Here is a 10,762-nt window from a genome sequence, read left to right as displayed (position 1 = left end):
GGGGAGATCTTCATGACGCACCGGGTTGTCATCAACGACGAAGAGCAGTACTCGCTCTGGCCCGCGCACAAGGACAACGCGCCGGGGTGGCGTGACGCGGGGGTCAGCGGAACGAAGGACGAGTGCCTGGCGCACATCGGTCGCGTGTGGACGGACATGCGCCCGCTCAGCCTGAGAGGAAGGTCATGACGTTCACCGATGTGGTGGCCGGAGCGCTGGACGTCGATCCGGCGCACGTCACCGACGACGCCGGCCAGGACACGCTGTCGAGCTGGACCAGCATGCGGCACATCCAGCTGATCGTCTCGCTGGAGGAGGCCTACGGGCTGTCGTTCGACTACGAGGAGATCGCCGACGCGCGCACCGTCCGGGACGTCCGGGAAGTACTGCGGGCCAAGGGGGTCGAGGTCTGATGGACGTGCGTCTGCGCTGGCAGGAGATCGGGAAGACCGATGTCCGCCCGCTGGTTCGCGTGGGGCTGCTGGCGAGCTACACGATCGACCCGCTGATGCCGTACGCCGGCGTCGCGCTGCACGACGCCGGGCTGCCGGTCTCGTTCAGCACCGCGCCGTTCAACCAGATCGTGCGGCAGTGCCTGGACGACACGTCGGTGATGGCGCTGGCGAGGCCGGACGTGCTCGTGGTGGCGCCACGGTTCGAGGAACTGGGTGACGAGTTGCAGACCGCGGTCGATGCCGCGATGTCGGCGGCACGGCGCTGGAAGTCGTTCCTGATCGTCGTGCTGCCCGCCGTGCCGGAGGAACGGGCGTTCGGGCACCTCGACGACGGGCGGGGCGCGGGAACGGCCGCCGCGGCCCACGAGACCAGGGAGGCGATCCGGGCCGAGCTGGCGAGCCGTCCGGACGCCTGGGTGGTCGACGCCGAGCAGGCGATCCGCGCGGTCGGCACGGCCAAGGCCCACCACGCCGCGATGTTCAAGTTCGCCAAGATCCCCTACACCGAGGCGGTGTTCGGCGAGCTGGGAGCTCAGCTCGCCGGCGTGCTCCGGGCCGTGTACGGGCTGACGCCGCGGGTCGTCGTGGTGGACCAGGACTCGGTCGCCGCGTTCGACGAACCGTTGACGTGGTTGCGCGAGTCCGGGGCCCGGCTGGTCGTGCGGACGGGTGCCGAGGAGGTCGCGGCACTGGCCGCGGAAGCCGGTGTGCCTGCCGAGTCCGCGGTCCTGTTGCGGCTGGGCGCCAAGCCCGACGCGTGGCGGGGTGAGCTCGTCCGGTCCGGGCTGCTGGACCGCCTTCCCGCCCTGCAGACCGCTCCTCGACGCACTCGGCGCACCGCCAGGGAGACCGTCTCGCTGGACGACTTCATGGCGGGTCTGAACGTCGAGGTCGACCTCCGGCCCGTCGGGCCCGAGTCGGCGGCCAAGGTCGTCGAGGTCGTGTCCAGGGCCAAGGACTTCACGCTCGGCACCGAGAAGCTCGACCTGTCCGAGGACCGCGAGGTGTTCGCGGTGCGCGTCAGCGACAAGTTCGGCGAGTACGGCATCAGCGGCGCGGTCGGCATCACCGCGCAGGGCGTCGTGGACGTGTTCTCGCTGTCCTGCGTCGTGCTCGGCAAGGGAGTCGAGGACGTCGTGCTCCAACGGCTGCGCGAAGAACACGGCGACGTCGTGTTCCGGCACCGCCGCACCCCGCACAACCAGATCACCGCCGGATTCCTGACGGACGCCGGAGCCAGAATCGAGGAGATCCCGTGACCGTCCACTTCGGAATCCTGTCGCTCGGCCACGTGCTCGGCGATCCCGTGGACGTGGCGTCCGCCGCCGCCGGCTACACCGGTGACGTCGACCGCGTGCTCGGCTGGGGCTACCGGACGTTCCACCGGGCCAAGGACGGCGTCGGGCTCACCGACCTGGCAGCCGAGGCCGGTGCGAAGGCGCTGAGCAACGCGGGTGTGCAGCCGCACGAGGTCGACCTGATCGTGCTGGCCATGTCGGACCTGTCCGAGCACCTGTACTGGGACGCCGCGGGCGCCACCCAGGCCAAGATCGGCGCGAACGGGTCGGAGAACGTGCTGCTCACCCAGGCGTGCGGCGGGGGAGTGGCCGCGTTCGACGTCGTCGCCGGCAAGTTCGCCACGCACCCGGACTACCGCACGGCGCTGATCATCGGCGCCAACCGGGTGTGCGAGCCGTACTGGAACCGGATGGAGATCAACACCAGCATCTTCTCCGACGGCGCGGCGGCGGCCGTGGTCCAGCGCGACCACCCGCGCAACCGCTGGCTGAACACCGAGATCATCAGTGACGGCCGGTACGCCGACTTCATGATGATGGACGTCGGTGCCGCGGCCCGGCCGTTCGCGGGGCAGGCGGACGTGGGCGTGAAGAGCCCGCAGAAGCGGCTCGAGGAGTTCTTCGCGGGCGACATCCGCAAGATGTTCGAGTTCGTCTCGACGATCCGCACGAACAACCACGAGGTCGTGCGCCGGGCCTGCAAGCGGGCCGGCATCACGCCCGGCGACCTGCGCAAGCTCCTGCACCTGCACGACAGCGTGCCGGCGATGACGTTGCTGGCCAAGGACCTCGACCACGGTCCCGAGTGGACGAACACCGAGGTGTCCCAGGCGTACGGGCACGTCGGGTGCGCCGACCAGCTGATGTCGCTGGAGCACTACCTCATGACCGAGGAGTTCACCGAGGGCGACGTCGTGGCACTGACCAGCACGGCCAGCGGCATGCACTGGCTGTGCACGCTTCTGGCGATCTGAGGGGGAGAGAATCGTGGAGACCAAAGAGATCCTGGCGCGGATCCGCCAGCTGACCAAGCCCGATGCCGCCGCCGACCCGGCGTTGCTGACCGATCTCCAGCAGCTGAAGGACATTCCGGCGTTGCTCGAAGCCGGACGGCTGCTCGCGAAGGTACCGGCGGGGCTGCTCGGCAAGCTCAAGCCGGTGAAGATCGCGATCACCGGCACGTTCACCGCGTCCGGGGTCGCGCCGCTGCTGAGGGTCGCGTTGCTGGGCAAGGGGATCGCGCCGGAGATCCACGTGTCCGGCTTCGACCAGCTGGCAGTCGACCTGAGCAGTCCTGATTCACCGCTGGCGTCCTTCGCACCGCAGGTGACCCTGTGCCTGTTGCACGACGACTGGTTCGTGCCGGCGGAATGGGACGACGTGGAGTCGTTCGACAACAACATCCGCGGCCGCTGGTCGATGTTCGACAACCTGGTCAGCGCCTTCACCGAACGCTCCGGCAGCGCTGTTCTCGTGCACACCGTGCCGTTGTCGCCGGTGGAGATGCGCGGCGTCGTGGCGTTCGACGGCAGGGCCGCGCTGGGCCGGGCCTGGCGCGACCTGAACAGCGACCTGCTCGGCATGGCCCTGCGCCACGACCAGGTGCACGCGCTTGACCTGGAGGCGTACCTGGTCGACACCCCGGCCCGGCTGCGCGACGAGCGGCTCTACCGGTTCGCCAGCGCGGCCTGGACGCCCGAGGTCGAGCAGGTCTACGCCGCCGAGGCCGCGAACTTCTGCCGCGCGTTCCTCGGCCTGGCCAAGAAGGTCCTGGTGCTCGACCTGGACAACACGCTGTGGGGCGGTGTCGTCGGCGACGACGGCCCGAGCGGCATCCAGATCGGCTCGATGTACCCCGGCAACGCCTTCCGCGAGATGCAGCGCCGGGCCGTCCAGCTGCGCAAGCAGGGCGTGGTTCTGGCGCTGGCCAGCAAGAACGAGGCCGCGATCGTCGACGAGGTCCTCAACGGCCACCCGGACATGGTGATCCGTCCCGCCGACATCGCGGCCCAAGCGGTCGACTGGCAGCCCAAGGACCACAACATCCGCGGGCTCGCGAGCCGGCTCAACCTCGGCCTGGACAGCTTCGTCTTCGCCGACGACAGCACGTTCGAGACGCAGCTCGTCCGCGGCTCGATCCCCGAGGTCACCGTCGTGCACCTGAACGGCGACCCGGCCGATCACGTGACAGCGTTGCAGCGCAACGGTTCGTTCGACGTCCTGACGACCACGGCGACCGACCGCGACCGCACGCAGCTCTACAAGGCCCGCGCCGAACGCACCGAGTTCGCCGGCTCGTTCAGCTCGGTGCAGGACTACCTGCGCAGCCTGGAGATCCAGGTCTCGGTCCGCGAGGCCGACGAGTTCAGCCTGCCCCGGCTCGTCCAGCTCGGGCAGCGCACCAACCAGTTCAACATGATCGGTACCTCGCACGCCGAGTCCCGCACCAGGGAGATGGCCGCGTCCGAGGACCACGTCGTGCTGGTCTTCGAGGTCGCGGACCGGTTCGGGGCCGAGGGCATCGTCGGCGGCGTCTGGGTGTCGAAGCATCACGACCACTGGCTCGTCGAGAACTTCGTGATGAGCTGCCGGGTCTTCACCCGCGGCGTCGAGCACACCGTCGTGCAGCACATCGCCGACCGTGCCGCTTCCTCGGGCGCTTTGAGGCTGGAGGCCGACTTCGCGGCCACCGACCGGAACAAGGCCGCGGCCGCGTTCTACCCGGACGCCGGCTTCGAACGCCTGGCGGAAGGCCGTTTCGCACTGCCGCTGCACCCGCGGCCGCAGATCAGTCCTGAGTGGACGCACCTCGTCGTGGAAAGGGAGTCGGCCGATGTCTGAGGTTTTCGTGGAGGTCGCGGACCTCGTGGGCCAGGTGACGGACCTGCCGGCCGAGGACATCTCGGCCGACGCGCGGTTCGACGCGCTCGCCAACTGGACGAGCTACGACGCGTTGCGCCTGCTCACCGGCATCGAGCAGAAGTTCGCGGTACGCCTCGACCTCCAGGAGTACTTCGCGATCAAGGACGTCGGCAGCCTCGTCGCCGCCGTGTCGAGCGCACAGGAGAAGTCGGGATGATCCTGCGCATCGACCACGTGGGCGTGGTCACCAACGACATCAAGGCGGCCGCGTCCGGCATGGGCCTGATGGACCTGAAGTGCACCTACGAGGACGACGTCGACGTCTACGGCGTGGCGACCTCGTTCTGGCAGTGCCCCGGCGACACCACCTCGATCGAACTGGTCGCGCCGGTGCGCCCCGACGCCGCCGTCCACGGACACCTCGCGCGACTCGGCCCCGGCCTGAACCACGTGGCGTTCGAGGTGGACGACATCGACGCTGACCTGGCGGCGTTGCAGGACCGCGGCGCGATCCTCGTCGACGAGAAGCCGTGCCAGGGCGGACGGCCCGGGCTGCGGGTGGCGTTCGCACACCTCGGGCCGTCGACGGGGCTGCTGGTCGAGCTCGTGGACTACGGCAACCGCGCCTGAGTCGACTCGGAGGCCTCGGGCTCTGCCTGAGGCCTCAGCTCGCTCTTGCGGCGGGTCAGCACCAGCGGCCCGTCCTCGGTGATCGCGACGGTGTGCTCCGAGTGCGCCGTCCGCGACCCGTCGGCCGAACGCAGCGTCCAGCCGTCCTCGTCGTAGATGATCTGGTCGGTCGTGGCGGCGAGCCACGGCTCGATCGCGATGGTCAGCCCGGGCTTGAGCTTCATGCCGTGCCGCCGACGACCGTTGTTGGCCACGTGTGGCGCCTCGTGCATGGTGCGCCCGATGCCGTGCCCGCCGAACTCCAGGTTGGGCGTGTAGCCGAGCCCGGTGCAGACCTCACCGATCGCCGCGGAGATGTCGCCGATGCGGTTGCCCACCTGAGCCACCTCGATCGCGGCCGCGAGAGCCACCTCGGTGGCCTTGACCAGCCGCAGGTCCTCCTCACGGGGCGTGCCGACGACAACGGTCATCGCCGAGTCGGCCGCCCACCCGTCGACCGTGACCGCGATGTCCATGGTCAGCACGTCACCGTCCTCCAGCACGTAGCTCTTGGGCAGGCCGTGCAGCACCGCGTCGTTGACGGCCAGACAGGTCACGTTGCGGAACGGCCCACGCCCGAACGACGGCGAGTAGTCCCAGTAGCAGGACACGGCGCCGCGCTCCTCGATCATGTGACGCGCGTGATGCTCGAGGTCGAGCAGGTTCACGCCCACCGCGGCCCTGGCGGAGAGCTCGTCGAGCACCTCCGCGATGAACTGGCCGGTGACATGCATGCGCTCGATCTCCGCGGGCGACTTGAGCTCGATCAACGTGTTCCTCCATCAGCGGGTGCCGGTATAACTATACCGGCTTCGCGGAACCGGCTGAACAACACCACCCAGGAGGGGGACGCGCGTTGCGCCGGCGGGCCGGCGTCACCACAGTGCCTGGTCATGAAGCAGGTGTTGCAGCACAGGATCGACTCGACCTTCGCCCACTACGACGTCAACCGCAACGGCGTCATCGAACTAGCGGACATCTACGCCCTGGCCAACCGCCTGCTCCAAGCATTCGGCGAACCGGCGTCCTCAGAACGCGGCCGCGAGCTCATCGAGGCCTACGACCGCTTCTGGGAGATGCTGGCCGACCACTGCGACACGGACCGAGACGGCCGAATCGGCCCCGAGGAGTACCGCGAGGCCATGATCGAGGCGTTCGTCGAGGGCGGCCCGATCGCCATGGACTTCCTCGAGGTCGTCCAGTCCCTGCTGGTCATCATGGACACGAACGGCGACGGCCGCGTCGACTCGGCCGAGTTCGGCGTCCTGCTGAAGGCGCGCGGGCTGGCCGAGGCCGACTGCGCGACGGCGTTCGCGCACCTCGACACCGATGGCGACGGGGCGATCAGCGTGCAGGAGTACGTGGCCGCCGTGCGGGACTACTACACGAACCCGGCGGAGGACACGCCCGGCAGCTGGCTGTACCCGAAGGCGCTCCAGCGCATCTGACCAGCGGCTCAAGGAACCAGCCTCGCAAGGTGGCCACGTACGAGACCTGGTGTGGCGCGAAGCGAGCCGTCTGAACCTAGAAGCGCCGGGTAGCGGTAGGGGTCCGCTCATGGCGATTGGGGCTTACCTTGAGCGGGCGGGATGCTCCCCGCATGGACACGGCCGGGCGCTTTTCAGCCCGGCCCTTTTCCGGCCGTCAAGCATCCCGCCAGAGGCTCAAGGTCAAGCCCCAATCGCAACCCCGCACTTCGTCACGACCTGCGAGACCCCTCTCGCAAGGCGACTGAACGTCCGGAACGCGACCAACCCCGCTGGAACAGGACCGGGGTCAACGCAACCAGACCTCCGCATCAGGACCGGATGAACTCCAGCAAATCAGCGTTGATCACGTCCGCGTGCGTCGTCGGCATCCCGTGCGGGAACCCCTCGTAAACCTTCAAAGTCCCGTTCTTCAACAACGGCGCCGACAACAACGCGGAGTCGGCGATCGGCACGATCTGGTCGTCGTCGCCGTGCATCACCAACACAGGCACGGTGATCTTCCGCAGATCCTCCGTGAAGTCAGTCTGCGAAAACGCGACAATCCCCTCATAGTGGGCCAACGCCGACCCCATCATCCCCTGCCGCCACCAGTTCCGGATCAAAGCCTCCCGAGGCTCGACCCCGTCACGGTTGAACCCGTAGAACGGCCCGGACGGCAGTGCCAGGTAGAACTCCGAGCGGTTGGCAGCCAGCTGAGCCTGCAGGTCCTCGAAGACCGCGATCGGCAACCCACCGGGATTGGCCTCGGTCTGCACCATCAACGGCGGCACGGCGGCGAGCAGCGCCGCCTTCGCCACGCGGGACTCGCCGTGCTGGGCGATGTAGTGCACGACCTCGCCACCACCGGTCGAGTGTCCGATGTGGACGGCGTCGTGCAGGTCGAGGTGTTCGGTCAGCGCGGCCAGGTCGGCGGCGTAGTGGTCCATGTCGTGGCCGGTGGCGACGTGGGACGAACGGCCGTGGCCGCGGCGGTCGTGCGCGATGACCCGGAAGCCCTGTCGCACGAAGTACAGCATCTGGGCGTCCCAGTCATCCGACGAGAGCGGCCAGCCGTGGCTGAACACGATCGGCTGACCGGTGCCCCAGTCCTGGTAGAAGATCTCGACACCGTCGGGGGTGGTGATCGTGGGCATGTCGTTTCTCCGTCCTGTGTCGCTGTCGGGAGCGATTTTGGTCGAGTTACGAGCGGGCTGAGCCTGTCAGATGACTGGTGTGGTGACTGCGGTCCTTCGGCCGTGACTGGCGAGTACGGTCAGTCGTAGCAGAGGAAGGCGACCTGCGTGAGGACTCCGACGTCTCGCAAGATCGCTTACGGAGCCGAACCGTCCCGGTACGGCGTGTTGCGCCTGCCGCCCGGTGACGGCCACTTCAGCGTGATCGAACCCGACGGGCGCGCGGACGGTGGCACGCGAGGGCTGGGGCGGAAGCTCGCCCGAAAGATCAGATCCGGCGGTCGACCGCGATCCAGTTCGTCTCCCACGTCGTTCCGCCGTCGCCGGAGAAGGCCTGCTCGAACCTGGCCTTGTCCGGCCCCTGGCGGAACACGAGGAAGCGCACCTTGATCGGGCGGCCGCCGAGCTGGTCGTCGCCGTAGAACTCGCCCGCGCCGTCGCGGAAGCCGCCGAACACCGCCGGCGTGAGCAGTCCGTCGCGCAGGCTGACGAAGCTCAGGCTCCACCGGTTCGCCTGCGGTTCGAACAGCCGCAGGTTCATGCCCTCGATGCGGCCGCTCTCGCCCGCGATCTTGAGCTCGACGACGTTCGCCCGCCGGTCCATGAGCGGACGGACGAGGCTGGTGCCGGTGAACTGGAGCCATTCGTCGGGAGATTCCGACAGCGGTTCGGCGAGCACGCGGACGCTGGTGCGCCAGTTGCCGAACTCCCAGTCGAAGTCGCGTTGACCATCGGACTGCGACTCGGCAGCGGACGCGGCCGTCCCGGCCACCATGAGCAGCGACAGGACCGCGATCAGGATTCGCTTGTGTGGCAAGGTCATGGCCTGACTATCCGAGCGGAGTGCGGCCGTGGACAAGAAGGCACCTGCGGGTAACCCCTCGCGCCCCAACCCGTTGCCCGGCTGCCCGATGGCCGCCGCGTTCGCCGCGGTCGGCGGGAAGTGGAAGCTGACCCTGCTCTACTGGCTCGCCCACGGCGAGTCCCACTTCGCCGGTCTGCGCCGCCGCGGCGCGCCGATCACGCCCAAGGTGCTGGCCGAGCAACTGCGCGAGCTCGAAGCCGACGGACTCGTCGACCGCGTGGAGACCGGACCGGTGCCGGCGCCGGTCATCTACCGGCTCACGCCTTACGGGGAAACGGTTCTGCCCGTCGTGGAAGGAGTCCGGGTGTGGGGCGAGGCCCACCTCCGGCGCACGCACGGCGAGGCCGCGCCGACCGACGCGATGAGCTGCGGCGGTTCGCTCGGAGGTCGATGACGACCGGGGACGACGGCGAAGTCCGCCGCCGTCCCGAACGGCCGGTACGACCTAGACGCAGCGGTAGCTGGAGGCCGTCTTCGGGTCGCCGTGGACGTACCGCGAGGTCTTCGGGTACGGGCACAGGTCGCGGGTCGAGTCGGCCGTGGCCGCGCTGAGAGTGCTCGGAGCCTTGCCGCGTTCCACCCAGTCGACCAGCTGGCCCAGGGCGTTCGTGGGCTGCGGGCCGTTGCCACCGAGGCAGTGGTCGACGCCGGGCGCGGTGAACAGGCGGTAGAAGTCGTTCACGTACCCCATGCGCCGCTCGACCTGGTCGCGGTACATGAGCGTGCCGCCGGGCGGGATCAGCTGGTCGTTGGTGCCCACGAACGTGATCAGCTTGCCGCCCGAGCGCCGGAACGCCGACAGGTCGGGGTCCGAGGTGCCGATGACGTCGTCGAACTCGCGGACCGACTGGCGGAACAGGTCGCGGTACTGGGCGTAGGTCAGCTTCGAGGTGTCGAAACCGGGCTGCTCGAGCAGGAAGCTCTGCACCCACAGCGCGGCGACCGGGAAACCGGGGCCGGGGAAGCCGGGGATCGTGCCCGCGAGCCACACCGGGTCGGCGCCCTTCGGCAGACCTGGCCAGAGGGTGCGGCCACGTTCGTCGGTGGGGCCGTCCCAGATCTTGCGCATGACGTCGGCGTCGGCCTGGGACACCGTGACTTCGTTGCCCTCGCACAGGATCTTCGCGCCGATGAGCTGACGCGGGTCGTAACTGCACCGGTCCGGCCGGTCGACGATGCCGTTCGTGACACCGTCCTGCGCGTCGCACGCCTCGATCGCGGCCTTGCGGAACGCCGCCAGCACGCAGTTGCCGACGACGTGACCGTCGTTGCCCTGCACGACCTGCGGCCACAGCGTCGCGACGGCGAACTGGGACCAGTTCACCGCCGGTGCGTTGGCGAGGACGCCGTCGTAGTCGTCCGGGAACCGCTGCGCCTCCGCGTAACCCTGGCGGCCGCCGGTCGAGCAGCCGTTCCAGTAGGAGTAGCTGACCGAACGCTGGTAGTGCTTGCGCACGACCTGCTTCGCGATCACGGCCGCCTCGTGCACCGAGCGCGTGGCGAAGTTGGTGAGCAGCGTGCGATCGAGCTCGCCGTTCTTGAGCGCCCAACTCGTGTTGAGGCCGTCCAGCACGCCCGCGTCGGTCGTCACGGCCGCGTAGCCGTCCTTCACGGCCTGGGTGAACGGCGCGCCGGTGTCGCCCGCGGCGTACGCGCTGCCGCCGACGCCCTGAAGCCGGCCCGTCCAGCCGGTCTGCGGAAGACCGACGACGACCTTCACGTGGTCGTCGGTGTGCGTGAGCGTCACGGTGATCTCGCAGTGCTCGGGACGGCTCACCGCGTCCACGGACTCGATCTTCGCACCGGCCGGGGCGGTGACCGCGACCGTCGTGCAGTCCGGGGTGCTCGCCGACGCCGGCGCGAGTGGCGCCAGCCCGGTCAGCAGCAACGTTGTCGCCAACAGCTTCGTCAGTCGTCTCACGCCGCGCGACGTTAAGCGGGCCTCGGACCC

Annotated in this window: 13 protein-coding genes; 9 read left to right on the top strand and 4 right to left on the bottom strand. The window is 69.1% G+C overall.

Annotation, left to right across the window (positions count from 1 at the left end; all coding sequences use genetic code 11):
- The first annotated feature begins 12 nt into the window (after positions 1-12).
- The 7 genes from BM417_RS04270 to BM417_RS04240 are packed head-to-tail and all read left to right on the top strand — an operon-like array spanning position 13 to position 5,245.
- Entirely contained in the window at positions 13-189 is a 177-nt protein-coding gene (locus BM417_RS04270; RefSeq protein ID WP_093588364.1) for an MbtH family protein, read from the top strand.
- Positions 186-413 (top strand): acyl carrier protein, encoded by a 228-nt coding sequence (locus tag BM417_RS04265; protein ID WP_093588363.1) that lies wholly within the window; start codon positions 186-188, stop codon positions 411-413. The genes BM417_RS04270 and BM417_RS04265 overlap by 4 nt, the downstream gene beginning before the upstream one ends.
- On the top strand, positions 413-1,714 hold the full coding sequence (locus BM417_RS04260) for a hypothetical protein (protein WP_093588362.1): 1,302 nt from the start codon (positions 413-415) through the stop codon (positions 1,712-1,714). The genes BM417_RS04265 and BM417_RS04260 overlap by 1 nt, the downstream gene beginning before the upstream one ends.
- A complete protein-coding gene (locus BM417_RS04255; RefSeq protein WP_093588361.1) occupies positions 1,711-2,727 on the top strand; it encodes a 3-oxoacyl-ACP synthase III family protein in 1,017 nt (338 codons plus the stop codon). The genes BM417_RS04260 and BM417_RS04255 overlap by 4 nt, the downstream gene beginning before the upstream one ends.
- Before the next feature lie 13 nt (positions 2,728-2,740).
- A complete protein-coding gene (locus BM417_RS04250; protein ID WP_093588360.1) occupies positions 2,741-4,594 on the top strand; it encodes an HAD-IIIC family phosphatase in 1,854 nt (617 codons plus the stop codon).
- A complete protein-coding gene (locus BM417_RS04245) occupies positions 4,587-4,832 on the top strand; it encodes an acyl carrier protein (RefSeq protein WP_093588359.1) in 246 nt (81 codons plus the stop codon). Before BM417_RS04250 ends, BM417_RS04245 begins: the two co-directional genes overlap by 8 nt.
- Positions 4,829-5,245 (top strand): VOC family protein, encoded by a 417-nt coding sequence (locus tag BM417_RS04240; protein ID WP_093588358.1) that lies wholly within the window; start codon positions 4,829-4,831, stop codon positions 5,243-5,245. The genes BM417_RS04245 and BM417_RS04240 overlap by 4 nt, the downstream gene beginning before the upstream one ends.
- Here the strand turns inward: BM417_RS04240 and map are convergent.
- A complete protein-coding gene (map, locus tag BM417_RS04235) occupies positions 5,227-6,054 on the bottom strand; it encodes a type I methionyl aminopeptidase (protein ID WP_093588357.1) in 828 nt (275 codons plus the stop codon). The two genes, BM417_RS04240 and map, sit on opposite strands and share 19 nt — an antisense overlap.
- 123 nt (positions 6,055-6,177) lie before the next feature.
- On the opposite strand from map, the gene BM417_RS04230 reads away from it, so the two are divergent.
- Entirely contained in the window at positions 6,178-6,732 is a 555-nt protein-coding gene (locus BM417_RS04230; protein WP_093588356.1) for an EF-hand domain-containing protein, read from the top strand.
- Positions 6,733-7,082: 350 nt separating this feature from the next.
- Here BM417_RS04230 and BM417_RS04225 read toward each other — a convergent pair whose 3' ends face one another.
- Together BM417_RS04225 and BM417_RS04220 are read right to left on the bottom strand one after the other, a co-directional pair.
- Complete coding sequence (locus tag BM417_RS04225) at positions 7,083-7,907, bottom strand: alpha/beta fold hydrolase (protein ID WP_093588355.1); 825 nt, start codon at positions 7,905-7,907, stop codon at positions 7,083-7,085.
- Positions 7,908-8,214: 307 nt separating this feature from the next.
- Positions 8,215-8,769: a hypothetical protein gene (locus BM417_RS04220; protein ID WP_245821685.1), complete on the bottom strand. Its 555-nt coding sequence runs from the start codon at positions 8,767-8,769 to the stop codon at positions 8,215-8,217.
- A gap of 28 nt (positions 8,770-8,797) precedes the next feature.
- On the opposite strand from BM417_RS04220, the gene BM417_RS04215 reads away from it, so the two are divergent.
- Positions 8,798-9,205 (top strand): winged helix-turn-helix transcriptional regulator, encoded by a 408-nt coding sequence (locus BM417_RS04215; protein WP_245821684.1) that lies wholly within the window; start codon positions 8,798-8,800, stop codon positions 9,203-9,205.
- A 51-nt stretch (positions 9,206-9,256) separates the two neighbouring features.
- Here the strand turns inward: BM417_RS04215 and BM417_RS04210 are convergent, their stop codons facing one another.
- A complete protein-coding gene (locus BM417_RS04210; RefSeq protein WP_093588353.1) occupies positions 9,257-10,732 on the bottom strand; it encodes a tannase/feruloyl esterase family alpha/beta hydrolase in 1,476 nt (491 codons plus the stop codon).
- Positions 10,733-10,762: the final 30 nt, after the last annotated feature.

The sequence above is a fragment of the Lentzea waywayandensis genome (assembly GCF_900115955.1).
GTDB lineage: Bacteria > Actinomycetota > Actinomycetes > Mycobacteriales > Pseudonocardiaceae > Lentzea > Lentzea waywayandensis.
Note: the sequence above shows the minus strand (reverse complement) of the source record. Positions and strands in the feature narration are given on the sequence as shown.

What these genes read in the sequence shown, in the direction of transcription:
- BM417_RS04270 (WP_093588364.1), top strand. Translation starts at nt 13, where the DNA reads ATGACGCACCGGGTTGTCATCAACGACGAAGAGCAGTACTCGCTCTGG.
- BM417_RS04265 (WP_093588363.1), top strand. Translation starts at nt 186, where the DNA reads ATGACGTTCACCGATGTGGTGGCCGGAGCGCTGGACGTCGATCCGGCG.
- BM417_RS04260 (WP_093588362.1), top strand. Translation starts at nt 413, where the DNA reads ATGGACGTGCGTCTGCGCTGGCAGGAGATCGGGAAGACCGATGTCCGC.
- BM417_RS04245 (WP_093588359.1), top strand. Translation starts at nt 4,587, where the DNA reads ATGTCTGAGGTTTTCGTGGAGGTCGCGGACCTCGTGGGCCAGGTGACG.
- BM417_RS04240 (WP_093588358.1), top strand. Translation starts at nt 4,829, where the DNA reads ATGATCCTGCGCATCGACCACGTGGGCGTGGTCACCAACGACATCAAG.
- BM417_RS04230 (WP_093588356.1), top strand. Translation starts at nt 6,178, where the DNA reads ATGAAGCAGGTGTTGCAGCACAGGATCGACTCGACCTTCGCCCACTAC.
- BM417_RS04225 (WP_093588355.1), bottom strand. Translation starts at nt 7,907, where the DNA reads ATGCCCACGATCACCACCCCCGACGGTGTCGAGATCTTCTACCAGGAC.
- BM417_RS04220 (WP_245821685.1), bottom strand. Translation starts at nt 8,769, where the DNA reads ATGACCTTGCCACACAAGCGAATCCTGATCGCGGTCCTGTCGCTGCTC.